This window comes from Collinsella sp. AM42-18AC, assembly GCF_003467965.1.
Taxonomy (GTDB): domain Bacteria; phylum Actinomycetota; class Coriobacteriia; order Coriobacteriales; family Coriobacteriaceae; genus Collinsella.
Map to the genome: position 1 here is coordinate 68,134 of NZ_QSFY01000011.1, position 19,519 is coordinate 87,652.

Annotated in this window: 13 protein-coding genes and 2 tRNA genes; 14 read left to right on the forward strand and 1 reads right to left on the reverse strand. The window is 57.9% G+C overall.

The window, feature by feature from the left end; translation table 11 throughout:
• The first annotated feature begins 125 nt into the window (after nucleotides 1–125).
• Complete coding sequence (locus DW913_RS07550; protein WP_117798113.1) at nucleotides 126–3,272, forward strand: hypothetical protein; 3,147 nt, start codon at nucleotides 126–128, stop codon at nucleotides 3,270–3,272.
• A 21-nt stretch (nucleotides 3,273–3,293) separates the two neighbouring features.
• Nucleotides 3,294–3,512, forward strand: coding sequence for a hypothetical protein (locus tag DW913_RS07555; RefSeq protein WP_022094153.1), 219 nt, complete (start codon nucleotides 3,294–3,296; stop codon nucleotides 3,510–3,512).
• A 66-nt stretch (nucleotides 3,513–3,578) separates the two neighbouring features.
• On the opposite strand, the gene DW913_RS07560 is transcribed toward DW913_RS07555, so the two are convergent.
• The gene (locus tag DW913_RS07560) at nucleotides 3,579–7,010 is read right to left on the reverse strand and encodes a SpaA isopeptide-forming pilin-related protein (protein ID WP_117798114.1); all 3,432 of its coding nucleotides are present in this window, start codon (nucleotides 7,008–7,010) and stop codon (nucleotides 3,579–3,581) included.
• A 297-nt stretch (nucleotides 7,011–7,307) separates the two neighbouring features.
• Here DW913_RS07560 and DW913_RS07565 point away from each other — a divergent pair.
• The 12 genes from DW913_RS07565 to DW913_RS07620 all read left to right on the forward strand — a co-directional run bounded on the left by DW913_RS07565 (nucleotide 7,308) and on the right by DW913_RS07620 (nucleotide 19,012).
• Nucleotides 7,308–7,382 (forward strand) — tRNA-Gly (locus DW913_RS07565).
• A 424-nt stretch (nucleotides 7,383–7,806) separates the two neighbouring features.
• On the forward strand, nucleotides 7,807–9,153 hold the full coding sequence (gene purB, locus DW913_RS07570; RefSeq protein ID WP_117798115.1) for an adenylosuccinate lyase: 1,347 nt from the start codon (nucleotides 7,807–7,809) through the stop codon (nucleotides 9,151–9,153).
• 141 nt (nucleotides 9,154–9,294) lie between these two features.
• On the forward strand, nucleotides 9,295–10,131 hold the full coding sequence (locus DW913_RS07575; RefSeq protein WP_158551316.1) for an ABC transporter substrate-binding protein: 837 nt from the start codon (nucleotides 9,295–9,297) through the stop codon (nucleotides 10,129–10,131).
• Entirely contained in the window at nucleotides 10,128–11,927 is a 1,800-nt protein-coding gene (locus DW913_RS07580) for a GGDEF domain-containing protein (RefSeq protein WP_117798116.1), read from the forward strand. Before DW913_RS07575 ends, DW913_RS07580 begins: the two co-directional genes overlap by 4 nt.
• A 113-nt stretch (nucleotides 11,928–12,040) precedes the next feature.
• A complete protein-coding gene (locus DW913_RS07585) occupies nucleotides 12,041–12,304 on the forward strand; it encodes a TIGR03905 family TSCPD domain-containing protein (protein WP_089572560.1) in 264 nt (87 codons plus the stop codon).
• On the forward strand, nucleotides 12,304–13,515 hold the full coding sequence (locus tag DW913_RS07590; protein ID WP_117798117.1) for a twin-arginine translocation signal domain-containing protein: 1,212 nt from the start codon (nucleotides 12,304–12,306) through the stop codon (nucleotides 13,513–13,515). Before DW913_RS07585 ends, DW913_RS07590 begins: the two co-directional genes overlap by 1 nt.
• A 153-nt stretch (nucleotides 13,516–13,668) precedes the next feature.
• Nucleotides 13,669–14,391: a response regulator transcription factor gene (locus tag DW913_RS07595; protein ID WP_006236208.1), complete on the forward strand. Its 723-nt coding sequence runs from the start codon at nucleotides 13,669–13,671 to the stop codon at nucleotides 14,389–14,391.
• An 11-nt stretch (nucleotides 14,392–14,402) separates the two neighbouring features.
• Nucleotides 14,403–15,968 (forward strand): cell wall metabolism sensor histidine kinase WalK, encoded by a 1,566-nt coding sequence (locus tag DW913_RS07600; protein ID WP_117798118.1) that lies wholly within the window; start codon nucleotides 14,403–14,405, stop codon nucleotides 15,966–15,968.
• 118 nt (nucleotides 15,969–16,086) lie between these two features.
• A complete protein-coding gene (locus DW913_RS07605) occupies nucleotides 16,087–16,965 on the forward strand; it encodes a phosphoribosylaminoimidazolesuccinocarboxamide synthase (RefSeq protein ID WP_035136481.1) in 879 nt (292 codons plus the stop codon).
• Complete coding sequence (locus DW913_RS07610; RefSeq protein WP_055251296.1) at nucleotides 16,966–17,541, forward strand: hypothetical protein; 576 nt, start codon at nucleotides 16,966–16,968, stop codon at nucleotides 17,539–17,541.
• Between the two features lie 89 nt (nucleotides 17,542–17,630).
• A complete protein-coding gene (locus tag DW913_RS07615; RefSeq protein ID WP_117798119.1) occupies nucleotides 17,631–18,911 on the forward strand; it encodes an aminopeptidase in 1,281 nt (426 codons plus the stop codon).
• Between the two features lie 28 nt (nucleotides 18,912–18,939).
• Nucleotides 18,940–19,012 (forward strand) — tRNA-Lys (locus DW913_RS07620).
• The last annotated feature ends 507 nt before the right edge of the window (nucleotides 19,013–19,519 follow it).

A 19,519-nucleotide genomic window follows, 5' to 3' on the forward strand; every position in this document is an offset into this window, starting at 1 on the left:
CGCTCGGGGCGTTAAGATGGCCCGAATTCGGTCGTTTGCGCTCGCTCGGGGTATACTTTCGACTATATACGGTTCTAATGTGCATGCATTGGGCCTATTTGTCGGATTATGGATGTGGAGCGCACATGGCGAACACCCAGAACTATATTAACCACCTGCTGCAGAACACCGGCATCACGCCGGCATGCAGCGAAGAAGAGCGCTTGGCTGCCGAGGATATCGCTCAGATCTTCCGCAACCACGGCTTTGATCCCGAGGTTCAGGAGTTCAATGCCCCGGCGCCCAGCAGGTTGGCATTTGCCGTTACCGGTATTCTTGCGTTTGCCGGCGCCCTGCTGATGGGCATCGGTGGCGGCATCGGCTTGGTCGGCACCTTGCTGGCCATTGTCGGCGCCGTTCTTTACGTGCTCGAGCGCACGGGCCACCCCGTGGTTTCGCGCCTGGGCAAGACGGGCGTGAGCCAAAATGTCATCGCCTACCACAAGGCCTCGGGCCCGCTCGCGTCTCCGCGCAACCGCCCGGTGGTCGTTGTCGCACACTACGACTCTCCCCGTGCTGAGCTGCTCGCCCGCGAGCCCTATGCTTCGTATCGTGCGCTCATCGCCAAGCTGTTGCCCGTTGCCACGGTTGCCCCTGCTGCCGTTGCCATCTTGCGTATCCTGCCGCTCCCCGGCGCGCTCAAGGTTCTGCTGTGGATTGTCGCGATCCTCGCTTCCCTCGTTGCGCTCGCCAACGCGGCAAACATCATTTCTAACCGTTTTGTGCTTCCCTATACGTCCGGCGCAGTGTGCAACAAGTCTTCTGTCGCCGCTATGCTCGGCGTTATGGACAACGTTGCTCCCTTCCAGGGCGAAAACGAGTTTCCCGACGATGTTCCGTTCGATACCTATTTTGGGGAGCAGAAGCGTCGTGCCGAGGAGATGGCGCGCGCAGCAGCGGAGTATGCCGCGGCCCAACAGCAAAACGACTACGGCAACACCATCGAGTATGAAGAGCCTACCTACGCCGAGGACGAGTTCGGTCAGCCGATTGCTCCCGACGCTCAGACCGAGCCCGAACAGGGCGAGGCTTTCGACGAGCAGATCGAGGGCTTTGAGGGTGCGTCTGCCGACGAGACGCTGATTGGCGCCATCGTGCCCGAGGATCAGAATCAGGCTGTCCAGGCCGAAGAGTTCAATGACGAGGTTCCCACTGCCGAGCCGGCGGAGGAGCCTGTCGCGGCCGAGCCCGAGCCCAGGCTCTATCGCAATGCCGCCGGCAACATCCGCTTTGGTTCGGATGCCATCCGTGCGCTCGGAATGCTTCCCGAGTCCTGCACGCTCGATTACGAGGAAGGCGAGGAGCCGACGTTTGAGCCCGAGCCTGCCCCCGTCGTGACTGCATCTGCGCCCGTTGTCGCCGTGGATGATGAGTCTGCCGCGGTTGCCGCTGCCGTTGCCGAGCCCGAGGCGGTGTCCGCGATCGATCCCGCGGCAGGACTGGACATTTTGGCTCCCGCCGCGCCGACGCAAGACGTTAGGGACGAGCCTGACGACGATTACGCTGAACAGCCGAGGCGCGTGTCTTACGAGAGCGATACTGATTTCTCGGCCGAGATTCCCGCGGCAACGCCCCATGCCGATATTGCATCCGCGTTCTCTTCGATTGGCGCCAGCGCTTCCAACTTCTTTAAGGGTGCGCTTGCAAAGGGCAGGAAATTTGTCGACGATTTCGAGGGGAAGCGCGTTGCCGCACGCGAGGCTGCCGAGCAGGAGGCTATCGCTCAGCAGCAGGCAGCCGAGGCGGCAGGTGAGCGCGCGGCGCAAGAGTTCGAGCAGAACGAGGCTATGCAGTCCGTGCCTGTCGACGCCGCCGAAGCTACAACGTCCTTTGAGGCTCAGCAGCACGTCGATAGCACCATGTCGTTTGATGCCGCGCAGTTCGATTCCACGATAACGTTTGAAAAGCAAGGCACCGCGATTGCCGAGCCCCTTCCTGTTTCCGATGAGCAGGGCGACGCGGCAGACGATGACGAGCCTATTGACGCAGCCGAAATCGAAGATGTCGCCGAGGACGAGCCCGTCGAGGCCAACTGTGACGAAGAGCAATACGCGGCAGCCGAGCAAGATGATTCGACCGAGGTCGAGCAGGAGGAAGTGCCTGCGGTTTCCGAGGCCCCCGAGACAGATGAGTCGAGGCCTTACTCCACGCAGATTTTCACCATGCCGGCCCCGAGTGGTTCCGGTGCCACGGTTGCCGATGTTGCTCCCACCCAGGACGAAACGGTCGATTCCCTTATGGCCCAGATTTCCTCCCAGGCATCGCCGCGTCCGCAGATGAATGTTCCCGATCCGGCGTCGGCACCGTCGCCTGCACCCTCCTCGTCTCCGCTGGCTTCGGTCCCCGATCCGTCGCTGCCGTCGATGAAGCAGACAAACGTTGCGTCTCGCACGTCGCTGTTCGACCTTCCCGATCCCTCCGCACAGGTCAACGACCCCTTTGCTACCGCTCAGGGTCCCGAACCCACATCGGCACCCGTTGCGCCTCCTATGCCCGTTGCGTCGGGCGCACAGCCGATCGAGACCATTTCGGCTCCCGCCCCTGCGGCACCTAAGTCTCGCAAGCGCGGCCTGGGCGGCCTGTTCGGTCGTAAAAAGAAAAACGAACAGGACAGCATGAGTGACTGGCTGGGCGTCGAAGACGATTACGATGCCAAGAAGTCCGGTCGCGGCATCGGTTCGTGGGATAATTTCGAGGACGATAACGATGGCTGGAAGGGCGGCGCTACGTCTTCCGACGGCGCTTCTTCCGAAGATATGCTCTCGGCTGTCGCCTCTATGGGCGACGATGAGCTGCTCGGTCACGATATCTGGTTTGTGGCAACGGGCGCCTCGGATTGTGATGGCTCCGGTATGAAGGCCTTCTTGGCTTCGCATCGCGATAAGCTCCGCGGCGTCTTCTTCATCAATCTTGAATCCGTCGGCGCCGGTAGGCTTTCGGTGGTGACGGTTGAGGGCGAACAGCAGCTGCTCAAGGGCGATCGCCGCATCATGAACCTGGTCAGCAAGGTGTGCAAGTCGTTCCATGTCGATTGTGGCGCGCTCGAGATGCCCTATGCCAAGACCGATGCCTACGCCGCGCTCGAGGCGAGCCGCCGAGCCCTCACCATCGCCGGCGTGGACGGCACGCGTCTGGCTTGCGCTCGTACCGAGGACGACCTGCCCCACAATGTCAACCCGACGAACATTGCCACGGTATCCGAGGTCGTGACCGAGGTTATCCGCCGTTCGTAGACGGAGCTCTAAGGAGTCAACGTGTTTTCGTATATTAAGCGCCATTGGCCTGTCTACGTGATTTTGACCTTGATTGCCATTGCGTTAGGGTTTGGAGCTGCCTACATCGTGGGCGCGAAGGGCTCGACCCCCGCCTCCGCAATCAGCGAAGAGGTGGAGCAAGAACAGAGCACGGGTGCCGATGGGATTCCTGAGTCCGAGCAGGCAATCGTTGATGGTGGATCTTCGTCTGCAGAGTAGATACGGCGATTTACATGATTGAAAGCGGGCGAGCCGGGGGACTGGCTCGCCCGCTTTTTTATCGCGCTAGCGCTTCTTTGGGATCGACCTAAGGCGAGCGAACCATAAGGCTGCGGCACCCGAGGTCAGAAGCGCGGTGATGCAGGCGGCGATGGGAACTGATCCTGTTGCCGGTAGGTCCTGCGGTAGGGTACAGCGTTGAATGACACGGTCCTCGTCATGTGACTCAAGTTTATCGCCGCCGCCGTTGCGGCAAAGATCGACGCGCGCGCTGTTGGTGAGTGCGGTTTGGGGCGTATAAGCCGACGTTGCCTGCATGTGCACGGCTGCGCCCCGAGCGTCTGTGCCAAGGATTGCTTTGGCATCGTCAAGGTCGTCGTGCTCATCTTTGAGATCATCACGGGTCCAAGAATCCACATCGCTTCGAGTCGTAAAGTCGGCGGCTACTGCACCGTATTCAATGCGAATGCCCGTTACGACGGTATTGGATGCAAGGTCAAGTTCTTTCGCCTCGAGTGTGGTGGATTCCGTGGTCGAGACATCCGCCTTCCAGAGGTGCCAGCCGTCGTAATCGACGAGGCGGCAATCCTCACCCAGACTCTCTTTTACTTCGTCGGACTCAAGCCAAGGATTTTCGTGCCCATCGTCAAGCGTCGCGTTTGCCGGCCCATCGACGTCTGTCGAGTCCAACGGCGTCGTGCGATACCACACGTTGCACAGACCGTTGAGGTCGCCGATGGCGACGGGGGTTTCGATTGAGACGAATCTCGCCGTGCCGTCTTTGGCGCACTCAAGATCATCGGTAATCGTAAACTCATCAACCCAAGTAGCGGAATCGTTTCGAGCATCGATGGTATAGGAGAAAAGCCCATCCGTATTGGTTTGCATCGCGGCGCGGTTTTTTCCATCGCCGTTAGCCAACAGACCCTTCCCGATAGGTTGGACAAGTTCCTGACGCTTGTCGACCTGTCCTTTGATCTCGATGGGCGCATCCTTCATCGCGACGGATTGGACTTCTCCCGTATCCTTTATTTCAAACGTTATCTCCTCGGCAAGATCATAGGTCCGCGGAGACATCGTTTCGCGCAACGAGTAGGTGCCGGGTGCAAGATGTTCGATGCGGTGCGGCTTGTCGGATGAGGTCCAGGAGTCTATTTCGGTTTTATCGGGACCATATAAGGTGAGCTGTGCGCCTTTCACTTCCTGCTCTCCGCTTGCATCGACCTTGGAGATATCAACCTTGGTGTAATCGTCGGATACGTTAAGCCGTGCTTCCACAACGGGTGTTTTCTGGTCGGCATAGGTAAGGTCGACGATATGGTGCGTCCGGTCGAGTAAGAAGCCGGTCGGCGCTTGAGTCTCGACAACCTCGTAGCGTGCGGTGCCAGATCCCAGCGGGAGGTCGTCCGCGCGTGCTTCTCCAGTTTCATCCGTCGTGACGGTAGCGACAGTCTCACCGTCGAGCGCGGCAATGCTACCGTCGGGGCGCACGATATCACCTGAGGCACGGATCTCAAAGGTGGCGCCCGCGAGGCTGCTGCCGTCTACGGCATCGGTTTTAACGATCCTGATGTTTCCGGTCGCGGCGTGGTTATAATACGAGACGATTGCAACGGGCGTTAGGTTTATATCGGCGGGTATGTTTACCTCGGTCTCTCCGCCGACAAGATAGGGCTCTTTGGCCGAGGTTTCGCGTACATAATAGGTGCCCGGCATGAGCGATTCGGGCAGTGTGACGGTGCCGGTCGCGTCAGTCGTAAAGGTGTCCATTACGTTATATGCTGGATACCAGCATGTTTGTGAGACAGGTTTGTGATTGCTGTCGAGGAGTTGGAAGGTGAATCCGGCTAGGGGAACAGAGGCGCCTGTTTGGTCATCGCGTTTTACAATCTGGAGATGCGTCGACAGGGCGTGGTTGTCCACGATATATTGAAGCTCGGCGCCGTCGGAAATCTGATTGGCCCCGACGGTCCATTCCCCTGCACGTTTAAAACCCTCGGGGACGGTTTCCGGAACCTCGCGAACCGTGTAGCCGGCACGGTCGTATGGGACGGCTCCGTGGACACCGGCGGGTCGCTTGCCTGTGCCGAACCATGCTTCGGGCTGATCTTTGGTGGAGGCAAAGCCATAGATGTTTGTGGTCAGTGTGCCAACAACCTGCTGAGAGCTGTTGCTGACAACCTCAAAGACAACATCTCCTGCCGGCTGCTCCAGGCCGGATTGATCGCTATTGCCGTAGTCCTTGAATTTGGAAATCTCAAGGTCAAACGCAATGGGGATATCGGAAACGCGCGATTCGATCTCGACCACGCCTGAATCACCGAGCTGGTCGGCTCCAACGGTATAGGACCAGCTGTCGTTGGCTGGCAGGTAGCCCTCGGGGGCTTTTGACTCATAGATGGTAAAGGTTCCCAGGGGGACATCGGTGAGGGTAGCTCGACCGCTTTCATCGGTCCTGAGAGTTTGTGTCCATCCAGGGGTTGATTGCGATACGCACACGAATTCTGCTCCTGCGAGCGAAGCCCCAACTTGGGGGCCTGCATTCGTTGCGGCGTCGAGCTTTACAATGCGCAAGGTAATGGCGCCGGGTTGTTCATCGATGGCGACCTGCCCGCCGTCATTCCCCGTGGTAAAGGCAACGCGATCGGGGCGGGGGACATAGCCGGCCGGCGCCTTCGTTTCAACTAGGTAGTATGCCGTGTTGGGTAGGAGTGTTGCCTGCGCTCGACCGTTGCTGTCCATCTGGACGGTGCCGACACGCGCGCCGCTGGCGCTCTCAAAAACATCGAATGTTGCCCCGTCAAACTGATAAGTATTGTTTCCGCTGGTAATGGCAGCGTTTGCAGACTGCTTTTTGAAGGAAACAGAGACCGCCGGCAGTACATAGAGCATGTCTTGACGTTTGCTGCCGCCCGATACGGTTCCTATATAGCGCCGCGCGCGGTGCGGAGCGGCTTTGATGCTTCCTGATTTTGCGCTGTCGTGGAGCCACCGCGCAGCCGCCACGACTTCATTGTCGGCGGTAAAGTGCCCACTCTTGGTTTTGCCCTGAGCGGTCGTGTAGGAGTAGGTGCCGTCGACATGGGTAGTGCCGTTGAGCATCCATACGGCAAGCTGGGTGGCGGCGCGGGCGCGATCGGGTGAAAGATGGTAACCGCCAAACGATGTGGCGGTAGGATATCCGTGACAAACGATTGCCGCGAACTCGTCGTCGAGCCACACCCAGCCTTGATCAAAGTTAAGCCATGGGCCGCCCGGCTTGGTGGGGCCGGGACGCTCCTGGTTCATGCAGTAGGCAATCGAGGCGTCTTGAGCTTCATACTTGCCGATGAAGAACGGCCCACAATCATCGCTGATAGTGCGGAAGCCGAGCTGGTCGTAGCCATCGACGGCAAATGCGGCTCCCGGTGCCAGGTAGCCGAACAGCAGGAAGAGGAGCAGGAGCAGCGGACCTGTTGCGATTGCGCTGTGGACAGAGTGCGTGGGTGCGTTGGTCATGGCTGCTCCTTATCCCTCGTGCGCCGCATGGGGAGGTTGCGACGCGTAGGATGAGGCTACCCCCGAGGTTCATGCGGGTAAGTACCGGAGCCTGACCAAAAGCTTGCCCAATTCCTGACAAATTGAGCTCAAATACAACAATCAAGCAAAAGCGCAGGTAGAAGATAAGGTGAACAGGAAGTCAAAGGTCCTCGTCTCCACAATTGACGCGATTTTCAAACGAATCTCCACAGCTAAAACAAGTATCGCCACCCTTGTATCGAACAAGACAACCGCGTTATACTATCCCCCACATATGCGGGCATCGCCAAGTGGTAAGGCATCAGCTTCCCAAGCTGACACTCGCGGGTTCGAGTCCCGTTGCCCGCTCCATTCGAATTTCAGGCACGGTAACGTTTCGTTACTGTGCCTTTTTCAATAAAGTGCCGGGACTCGAACCCGACAGGGTGCGAGCGTTAAATAAACGCGAAGCGTTTATAGCGAGCAGGCAAGGTCGCCGATAGGCGACCGCAGCCGGTGCGGATTTGCGAAGCAAATACGCGGACGTCCCGTTGCCCGCTCCATCGGGCGCGGGAGACCTTGGGACGGCCAATTCAACAAAGTCTTCCCCATCGTCTCCGTGAATCCGAGGAGATCGACCGCAGCCGGTGCGGATTTGCGAAGCAAATACGCGGATGTCCCCATGCCCGCTCCAATTCCAAAATGTTAGGTTAATGCCTGCTGCCCATACTCGCACCCGCGCACGGTACAATGGTTGAGTTACGACCAACGTGCCAATAACCAAAAAGGAGCCGCTATGATCGATCGCTATACCCGCCCGGAGATGGGACACATCTTCTCCCTCGAGAACAAGTACGCCATTTGGCAGGAGATCGAGGTCCTGGCCTGCGAGGCCCAGGCGGAGCTCGGCAAGATCGGCATTTCTAAAAACGAAGCCCAGTGGATCCGCGACCACGCCAACTTTGAGAAGGCAAAGGTCGATGAGATCGAGGAGGTCACGCGCCACGATGTCATCGCCTTCCTGACCAACATGAAGGAGTACATCGACGCCGATGTTCCCGAGGGCGACCCCAAGCCCAGCCGCTGGGTTCACTACGGTATGACCAGCTCCGACCTGGGTGATACTGCTCTGTGCTATCAGCTTACTCAGGCGTGTGACCTGATTATCGAGGACGTCAAGAAGCTCGGCGTGATCTGCAAGCGCCGCGCCTTCGAGGAGCGCAATACGCTTTGCGCTGGCCGCACCCATGGCATCCATGCTGAGCCGATGACCTTCGGCATGAAGTTTGGCTCTTGGGCATGGGAACTCAAGCGCGACCTTGATCGTCTTGAGGATGCTCGCAAGAACGTTGCCTTTGGTGCCATCTCCGGTGCCGTCGGCACCTACAGCTCCATCGAGCCGTTCGTCGAGGAGTACGTCTGTGAGCACCTGGGTCTGGTTCACGACCCGCTGTCCACGCAGGTCATCAGCCGCGATCACCACGCCTATCTTGCCGGCGTGCTTGCCACTACAGCGGCCACCTGCGAGCGCATCGCGACCGAGGTCCGCAACCTGCAGAAGACCGATACACTCGAGGCCGAGGAGCCCTTCCGCAAGGGCCAAAAGGGCAGCTCCGCCATGCCACACAAGCGCAACCCCATCACCATGGAGAAGGTCTGCGGTCTGTCGCGCGTCGTGAAGTCCAACGCCCAGGTCGCCTTCGACAACGTCGCCCTGTGGCACGAGCGCGACATTTCGCACTCTTCCGCCGAGCGTGTCGCCCAGGCCGATAGCTTCATCGCGCTTGACCATATGTTCCAGTGCCTCATTCGCGTTATCGACGGCCTGCAGCTGTATCCGGCCCGCATGATGGCCAATCTCAACAAGACCCGCGGCCTCATCTTCTCCTCCAAGGTCCTGCTTGCCCTCGTCGATACGGGTATCACCCGCGAGGATGCGTACGCCATTGTGCAGGAGAACGCCATGGCCACCTGGCACGAGGTGCAGGATTGTGTCTCTGGCCCCACCTTTAAGGAGCGTCTCGAGGCCGATCCGCGCTGCACCGTCAGCCAGGAGAAGCTCGACGAGATTTTTGATCCGTGGGACTTCCTCACCCGCATCGATACGGTCTTCGATCGCCTGGAGCAGCTGAGCTTCGAGTAGGGTTAACCTAATTCGACCGCTTGCGGATGCATTTCAACCTTTGGCGCCTTGCCCGTCTTGGGCGAGGCGCTTTTTTTACTGTCGCATATGCGCCCGGGTAATAAAATGAACTCCGACTGCTGTTTCGATGAAAGGGGGCACGTGCCCAGACGCATCAAGCGGGCCACCATCGTCTCGTTTACGCTCATACTCCTTGTTGCCGTCTGTGCGGGCGCCCTGACGTATACCGTTCGAAGCAGTTCTTCCTCCTCGAATGAAGCCGATAGAGATCTCCCGGTGCTCAAAATCGGCGTTACGGATAACGACCCCTATGTGTATGTCGATACCACGGGCGATTACGCCGGTATCGATATCGACATCGCCCGCGAGGCCTGCAAGCGTGCGGGGCTCAAGCCACAGTTTGTCGATATTGACTGGAACGATCGCGACCGGCTGCTCAAAAACGGTGATATCGATTGCCTGTGGTGTGACTATTCTCCCTGTTATCGCGAGGATAAGTATTACTGGACCGAGCCGTATCTAACCGTGACGGTCTCGGTTGCCGCCAAGAAAACGAGTGGCATCAAGTCCTTGGCACATCTCGATGGAAGTAAGACCATTGCGGTGATTGCGGGTTCGGTGAGTGAACGCCGATTGCTTGCGGGGGATTTGGGGGTCTCGTCGGACGTTCAAATCAAATCATATGGCTCTGCCGAACTCTGCAAAGCCGCTCTAGTCAAAGGGTACGTTGACTGCTGGATGGCGGATGTCCAGTCGCTTGACCGACTCGTTGCTCAGTATCCCGGCGTTTACCGTGTGTTTGCCGACAATGTTATGACGGTTGACCTGGGCGTCGCGTTTGATGACAGCTATGAAGGATCGGTCGTAAAGGATCTCAATACCGCGCTGTTCGACATGGATCGAGATGGCACGATTGACCGTATTGTGGGCAATTACAAGACAGGAGCGACGACGGGCGGGCAAGGAGGAAATTCATGACAACTGATGAGCACCGCTTGAGTCGAAAGACTCTGAACGTCATAGCTGCCAGCGTTATTGTCAGCGCCGTCTTGTTAGGCCTGTTGTATACGGTTGGAACCCATCGCTGCCTCGAAAAAACGCTTGGGTTTGGCCAAGAAACCATGGTGTTTTTGGAGAACGCTTGCGAAAAATATGACCGCTACGAACAGGGGAGAAAAACCGAGGCGACGCACGATTTGCTCGCCGCGGTCGAATCGTTTGTGACGTTCCTGTCCTCTGATCGCGTTGAGGTTAACGACGATCTTATCGAGCAATTTGTCCATGCCGAGAACCTTTCGGGGCTGATGGTCATGGACTCCGATGGCCATATGGCTGCCCACTACGACATCGATGGTCGCGATCCGCTCATGTTGTGGCGAGATGAGTTGGCCTGTTCGCCGGTCGCATCGATGTATCAAGGTTCCAAAGTGACCTACTCAACTGTCGATGAGCGCCGTGGTGTCGTTTTTGCCGTCTGTGCTGTTCCGTATGGCGACGGCGTTGCCCTGGCATACCGCTCACTTGTTTCCGATACGGCGGACGACTATTCATATGCCATAGCCGACGTGCTTTCGAACAGTACCTTCCACCAGGGTCCCACGGTGCTTGTTATGGAGGATGCGGAGATTGTCTCATCCAACAGTGCCGATGCTGACGTGTCGCTCGCCCGACTCCTCACCAGCGTAGGAGTTGAGTGGAAAGACGACGGCCTGACGCGCATCGAATATCGAGGAGACGAATGGTATGCCGTGCGTGCGGCATATAAGGACTACCGCCTGTTTGCGCTATATCCCAAATCTGAGGTCATGTCTGACAGGATTTCATTTGTCGCCGTCGGCGTCTTGGTGTGTCTTGCGTTTTGGGTCGTGGTGCTGTTGGCTCGAAATATCGTTGACCACCGCAATTTGGTCGAAAAGGATAAACAGCTCGGCATTATCAATGCCATAAGCGCCATCTACGATTCGACCTTCCTTTTGCATCTCGACACCCTCGAGATCGAGGGGATCAATATGTCGCCGGCGATAGCGAAGATATTTGCCGAGCACAGCGAGGCATATGACTTTATGGACACGGTCTGCCGGGATATCGTGAGCCCCGAAAGCCGCGAAGCGGTTGTGGGACTCGTAGATATAAGTTCGATTCGTGAACGTATGGAGGGCGTACCGTACTTGGCTGCCGAGGTGCGAGATTGTCGAGGCGCTTGGTACTCGCTACAGGTTGTCCCCCAGCATCGCGATGAGCAAGGCCGGCTGGAGTCGGTCGTCGTGGCGACGCACAACATATCGATGGTCAAGCATGCCGAGGAGCTGTCATATCAAGACAAACTGACGGGGCTTCGCAACCGCAACTATCTTGAATCGCGCGGAGATAGCCTGGTAAACGAGGACTTGCCCGTGAGCGTGATTATGTTGGACTGCAATTATCTCAAGCGGACCAACGACATCTATGGTCACGAGATGGGGGATGAACTGCTGCGACGGACGGCGTCCGTGCTGCGGCGGGTGGCTGGTGCGGATTATCTGCCGATGCGCCTTGGCGGCGACGAGTTTTTGCTGGTTTGCCCCCATACTGACAACGAGTCTGCGCTCGGGCTGGAACAGGATCTTCGTCTCGGTCTTGCCGCGGTAAGCGATGAGGCCCTGACGGTCAGCGCATCGATTGGCGTGGCGACCGTCGAGACGGCTGGAAATACGCTGGCCGATGTATATCGTGTCGCCGACCACAATATGTATCGGGAGAAGCGCACGGTCCACGCGCAGGGTGCGGACTGCTAATCTTGCCCCCGCGAGTCCATGCATCGTAGGATGTTGAATCGGTGCTTGCGATAATAAGTCGGCCCAGGCGGGGATAATAGACGTCTGAAATTTCTTTCTGAGAGGGGATCTCAATGATTAGTTTTGACTACAAGCCGCAGGGTGTATGCTCTCGCAATATTCACCTCAATCTCTCTGACGATGGCAGCAAGGTGCTGGGCGTTGAGTTTACCGGCGGCTGCGATGGCAACCTCAAGGCCATCTCCAAACTGGTCGAGGGCGCTCCTGCCGACCGTGTGATCGAGGTTCTTGCCGGCAATACCTGCGGCATGAAGAAGACCTCTTGCGCCGATCAGCTTACGCGCGCTATCGAGGCCGCTCGCGCCGAGATCGCCTAATGGGTATCGCCGACCACATCAAGAACGGAATATCGCGCCGCGGCTTTGTGCTCGGTGGAGCTGCCGCGGGCGCTGCCACGGTGCTTGCCGGATGTTCGAAAAAAACAGGCACCAGTGATGATGCCGCTGGCGAGCCGCAGGTTATCAAGGACGATTCGAAGATTGTCTCGATCACTGATGAGTACGAGGCAGTTGACATCGATCTTGAGCCGGCGGCATCGTGGACGCTGCCGCTGGGCACGTTGCTGTACTACTGCGATGGTGACTATGCTGCGGCAATGATGGCGCCCGCATCGGCACTGCACGCCAACACGCTCGGCGTGCTCAACCTGGGCGATGGCTCGCTTACCACATTAATTGAGAATCCTATCGAGGGCACGGGATATGCTTTTTACGATGTCCGTGCCGGCGACGGCGTGTTTGCGTGGGTTGAGATGAACTTTGCCAGTTCATCGTGGAAGCTCTACGCTCAAAATCTGTCGGGCGCTTCGCTCTCTGGCGACGTGGTTGAGCTCGATCGAGGTGGCAAGGACTACGATCCGCCACTGTTTACGGCGTTCGGGTCATCAGCCATCTGGTATAAAATGCCTTCGGCAGGCGGCAATAAAACGAGTAGTGATTCGTTTTGCTATCGTCGCTCGCTTGATGAATCCAAGGCCGAGACAATTTGGAAATCGACGGGCCGCTTTGCGTCGGCCCCGCGCGTGAGCGACGGCATTTTGACCATCTCGCCGCGTGTCCGCAACGACGAGGGCGTCTACTACGGCATAACGGCAATCGATCTGACCGATGGCAACAACACCAAACGTGCCAAGCTAGTCCTTCCCTCGTCAGTCTCGCCTTTCGAGGCCGTATATATGGGCGATACCTTCGTGTTTTCTATCGAGGCGACCTATAGTGGCGTGGGCAGCCTGGGCAACATGGGCACGTATATCGGTAATGAGGGAGGGCCATACCTCTTCCTGTCCCGCGAGCCACTCGCATGTGCTGCCGGCAAGAAGAATAAATATCTCGTTAAGGTACAGGCATCGCATTTTCTCATCGACACCTCTGCCAAGACCTATGGCTCGCTACTGTCGCCCGACCGCGCTTTGGAATATGGCGATTATCCAGCTACGGCGGGAAAATCGGACTCATTTCTTACGTACGCCACGGTGCGCAACAGCCAGGGTATACCCGAGACGGTCACCGCACGCCTATTCTCTCTTTAAGCTTAGAGGGGTTAAAAAGGCGCCAACAGGGGAATAAACGCGTTGTAATTGTGAGTACCGCCCGCCGAGCTGCCGCGTCATAGTGGCATCCGGCGGGCTCAGGTGCGTTAAAATGGGCTTGTTCTTAGCTGATTGAGACAGGGGGGCCGTGTTATGGCTTCAGATGCAAAAAAGATTCTGCTGGTCGAGGATGAGAAGGCAATCCGTGACGCCGTCGCTGCCTATCTCGAGCGCGAAGGCTACTGGGTTGTGGGTGTCGGCGACGGCCAGTCCGCGATCGAGGAGTTCGAGAAGCATCAGTTCGACCTGGTCGTGCTCGACCTTATGCTCCCCAAGATCCCCGGCGAGCGCGTTTGCCGCACCATTCGCGATACCTCGGATGTCCCCATCATCATGCTGACTGCCAAGGGCGAGATCGAGGACCGTATTATCGGTCTTGAGCTCGGCGCCGACGACTATCTGATTAAGCCGTTCTCGCCGCGCGAGCTTGTCGCGCGCGTTCGCGCTTTGTTCCGCCGTGCCCATCAGGCCGACGAGCCAGCCGTCGAGGTACTCGACTTCGGCGATCTGGTCATCGATATCTCGGGCCACAAGATCTTGGTCGAGGGCAAGGAAGTCGATCTGACGGCTTCCGAGTTCAAGCTGCTCACCACGCTTGCTCGTCATCCCGGCCGTGTCTACAACCGTATGGAGCTGGTCGAGAAGGTGCTTGGGTACGACTTTGAGGGCTATGAGCGCACCATCGATAGCCACGTGAAGAACCTTCGCGCCAAGCTGGGCGATGATCCCAAGAAGCCCAAGTGGCTCTACACCGTTCATGGTGTCGGCTATCGCTTCGAGGCTCCGGCCAAGACCGATAAGTCGGACGAGAAATAGGGAAATCACATATGACACCTGCGCGCTTTGAAATCGGACAAAAGCACAAGCAGGAGAGCGAGGCGGGTTCCAAGGCTAGTTGGAACACGCCTCGCTCCGATTCAAGGCCAACGATGAGCTATCCCTCGCGCATGGCACTTGCTTTTGCTCTGACATCGCTCATGACGGTATTGGTGCTGGTGGGCGTGGTCTCTGTTGTGTGGGGCACGGTCTTTTCGGATTACACGCGCTCCAATATCGTCGAAATCGCAAATTCCGCTGCCGAAAAGCTTGCGACGTCGTATGAGGAAAACGGCAATTGGACTGCGGGCGAGCTACGTACGGTCGCGACATCGAGTTTGGTGTCCGACGATTTGGGTATGCAGGTCGTCAACAAGAAAGGCGTTGTCGTTTATGACGACTCATGGCCTTCGGCAAGCGCGACCGCCGATGTGCGCGAGAACGAATCGCCGTCGAGCAGCTCGAGCGGGAAAAAAGCATCGCATAGTCCGGTCTCGTCGGCTCCCACCGGCTCCGATAGCGTTGCAAACGTCGAAATCATAACGTCTTCCGGCGAGCATGTCGGACAAGTAAAGCTGTGGGCCATCGGCTCCGATGCCTTGCTCACCAAGGCAGATTCTGCGTTTAGGGAGAAGACCTTTAACGCCATGGCCCTTGCTGCGGTTGTTGCAGTTTGCATTTCGGTCGTTATCGGATCACTCGTGTCGCGCATACTCACCAAGCCGATTCACCGTATTACCAGCACGGCCAAGCAAATTCGCGATGGCGATCTGTCTGCTCGTACGGGCTTGCGCGGCGATGACGAGATCGATCAACTGGGCGAGACATTCGATGAGATGGCCACTTCGCTCGAGAAGGATATGAAACACGAGAAACGTTTGACCTCGGACGTGGCTCACGAACTTCGCACGCCGCTTATGGCCATGCTCGCAACGGTCGAGGCCATGCAGGATGGCGTATATCCTACCGACGATGAGCACTTGGAGACTGTTGCTTCCGAGACGCGTCGCCTGGCTCGTCTGGTGCAGCAGATGCTCGACCTGTCGCGCATGGAAAACAGCACGGCTCCGCTCAACCTTGAGCCGGTGGACATGGTTCCTTTCGTGCGTTCCATCGTCAATGCCCAGGAGCGCCTTTTTGTCGACCGCGATCTGCGCTTGCGCTTTGCTGACGAGACCCAAGGTCACGACGATGTCGTCGAAGCCGATCCCGACATGATCACACAATGCGTCATCAATCTCATGAGCAACGCCATGCGCTACACCCCCGAGGGCGGTTGGGTCGTGGTGTCGGTGCTCAGTGACCGCAAACACGTCAGCATCGCCGTTTCTGATACCGGCATCGGTATTGCCAAGGATGACTTGTCGCGCATCTTCGGCCGTTTTTGGCGCGCCGATGCCAGCCGTGCCCGTGAGGCGGGCGGTCTGGGCGTGGGCCTCGCCGTGACTAAACAGATCGTCGAGCGCCATCACGGCTACATATCCGTGGAGTCGGAGCTTGGAAAGGGTACGACTTTTACGATTCATCTGCCTCGCGAGCACACGGCGGACGCGGCATCTACTACAATGGAGCACTAGCTTTTCGCTATTCGGTGAAGGAGGGGTTTCGTCCCTGCCGCTCCGAGTTTGCGAAAACGTGCGGGAAAGAACCCGCATTACTGTCGTATTTTGGTAAGGAGTGACTCACGTGACAACGATGGAGCGTCGTCCGGATTCCCGTGGCAAGGTTCGTGATATCTACGATGCCGGTGAAAACCTGCTGATGGTCGCCACCGACCGCATTTCTGCGTTCGACTTCATTCTTCCCGACGAGATTCCGTTTAAGGGAGAGGTGCTCAACCGCATCTCGGCATTCTGGTTCGATAAGTTTGCCGACATCGTTCCCAACCACCTCGTTTCCATCGACCCGGCGGATTTCCCTGAGGAGTTTGCTGAGTATCGTGACTACCTCGCCGGCCGCGCCATGCTGGTTAAGAAGGCCCAGACGATTCCTATCGAGTGCATCGTCCGCGGCTATCTGACCGGTTCGGGCAAGAAGACCTACGACGAGAACGGCACCGTCTGCGGCATCCAGCTGCCTGAGGGCCTGACCGAGGCTTCCAAGCTTCCCGAGCCGCTGTTTACGCCGTCCACGAAGGCCGAGATCGGTGACCACGACGAGAACATCTCGTTCGAGCGTTGCTGCGAGATCGTGGGCGAGGACATCGCCACGCAGATTCGCGACCTTTCCCTCAAGATCTACAAGGCTGCCGCCGAGTATGCAGCGACCCGTGGCATCATCATTGCCGACACCAAGTTCGAGTTTGGTGTCATCGATGGCAAGGTCACGCTGATCGACGAGTGCCTCACGCCCGACTCCAGCCGTTTCTGGCCTGCCGCCAGCTACGAGGAGGGCAAGATTCAGCCCAGCTACGACAAGCAATTCGTCCGCAATTGGCTCAAAGCCAACTGGGATATGACGGGGGAGACCCCGCACCTGCCCGCCGAGGTCATCGATGGCACGTCCGAGCGCTATCGCGAGGCCTTCCAGATCATCACGGGCTCCCAGTTCACAAGCATGAAGGAGAACGCATAAGTGAGTACCCGTAGCGCCACGAACAAGCGCACGCAATCCCACGAGGTTACCGGGGTTGCGCGCAAGTCCGCCGCATCCGCCAAGCCCGCCCGTCAGGCAGCGAGCTCTGTCCGCGTCGTGCCGGCTTCGTCTAAGGCACGCCGCAAAGAGCTCGAGAAGGGCGAGAACCTCGAGGGCCTCTCTAAAGAGGAGAAGCGCGCCCGCAAGGCTAAGCAGCGCGCCAAGGAGGATCGCATCTACACGGTGTCGAATATCCTTCTCAAGCAGGATGAGGACTACACCAAGCGCCGCCGCATCTGGTGGGCCGTGCTCACTATCGGCATGGTGCTCGTCGTGGCCATTTGGGCTTCGCTGTACTTCGCTCCCGCTGGCATGGTGTCCAGCCCTGTCCAGATGGTCGGCATCGTTTTGTCCTACGTCGTCATTTTGGGTGACTTCATCTACGACTTCGTTCGTATTCGTCCCCTGCGCAACATGTACCGCACGCAGGCCGAGGGCATGTCCGAGAACAAGCTCAACGCCCTTATCGAGCGCTCGGCTGCCGAGGAGGACAAGAAGGACTCCAAGAAGAAGTAGCGTTTGCATGCATACTTATCGCTAAGATATAAGGCGCGTCGTTTTTGCGGCGCGCCTTTTTACTGTTCTATAGATAGATGGAGTGGCACATGATTCGAGCTGCCCTGACGGGCGAAGAGGCTCTGGAGGGCATGAAGGCCCTAGAGCCCAAGATAAAAAACTATGCGCGCCTGGTTGTCCGCAAGGGCGTAAACGTCAAGCCCGGCCAGGAGGTTGTCGTTCAGTCTCCGGTCGAGTGCGCGCCGTTTGCGCGCGTGGTGGTCGCGGAGGCCTATGCCTCCGGTGCCGGTCACGTGACGGTTATTTGGGCCGATGACGCCGTGACGAGGCTCACGTACGAGCATGTCGAGAAAAGCTATTTTGAGCAGACGCCCGAGTGGAAGCGCCTGCAGCTTGATTCACTGGCCCAGGATGGTGCCTGCTTTATCTTTATCGAGGGTGCGGACCCTGCCGCTCTTAAGGGCATCGATCCCGCTAAGCCTGCTGCAGCTTCTAAGGCAAGGAACACGCAGTGCAAGGTCTTCCGCCGCGGACTGGACTACAACATCAACCCGTGGTGCATCGCCGGCGCGCCGGTCGTTGCTTGGGCGCGCGAGGTGTTCCCGGGAGACGCCGATGAGGTTGCAATCTATAAGCTGTGGAATGCGATTCTGCACACCGCTCGCGCCGATGGCCAGGACCCGGAGAGCGACTGGGAACTCCATGACGCCGCATTCGAAAAGAACCTGCGTTTCCTGAACGACAATCGTTTCGACTACCTGCATTACACCTCGGCAAATGGAACCGATCTGACGATTGGCATGACGAAAGGTCACGAGTGGGCCGGCGGCAAGGGCAAGACGCCCGATGGGCACCCCTTCTTCCCCAACATTCCCACCGAGGAAGTCTTCACCTCGCCTGATCGTATGCGTGCCGACGGTATCGTGTATTCGGCTATGCCGCTCATTCACCACGGTAACAAGGTTGACGATTTTTGGATTAAGTTCGAGGCGGGCCGCGTAGTGGACTACGATGCCCGCGTGGGTAAGGCGACGCTTGCGAGCATTATTGACACCGATGAAGGTGCCGCTCATCTGGGTGAGGTCGCGCTTATCTCCAAGAACACGCCGATCCGTGAAAGTGGCGTTCTATTCTATGACACGCTCTATGATGAGAACGCTAGCTGCCATCTCGCGCTGGGTGTCGGTTTCCCCGAATGCATCGAGGGTGGGTATGACATGTCCAAGGAGGAGCTCCTGGAGCATGGCGTAAACGTCTCGAGCACGCACGTCGATTTTATGATCGGCACGGACGATATCGATATTACGGGCATTACGCCTGATGGACGTGAAGTTGTGATTTTCCAGAACGGCCAATGGAGTTGGGAATAGTCCCAGACCGTGGTACAATGCCACCCGCGGGCCGTTAGCTCAGCTGGCAGAGCAGGGGACTTTTAATCCCAAGGTCCAGGGTTCGAACCCCTGACGGCCCACCCAAAGATTGTTGAGGCGGTCAACTTCGGTTGGCCGCCTTTTTTGTCGCCCTTTCATGGGTTCGAACCCGAAAGGGCGCGGAGCTGAGGAAACGCGTGAGCGTTTGCCAGTGCAGCGCGCAAGGCGCGAAAGCGCCGCAGCGGCCGCCTGCGGAGCAGGCTGAACCCCTGACGGCCCACCATAGAATAGAAAAGCGACTGGCGGATGCCGGCCGCTTTTTTGTTGCCGCGACACGGGTTCGAACCCGAACTTCTCTATATATAAGAACGCTTGGCGAACAAAACCTGCCTTTTACCGACGGGAAACAAATAGCTGATGCTTTTGGAGTAAAGTGGCGCTCCAGAGATGACCGATGCCTTAACACCTATAAACCAGCTGGTCATCGCCAATATCAGAAGCCAATGCTTCAGTTTTAACCTCAGTGATGCGACTGAGGGACCTATTCATTTGTGAACAAAATATGGAGTGCGCGATTCCCGCCCCCGGCGCCCCTCCGGTCTGGCAAT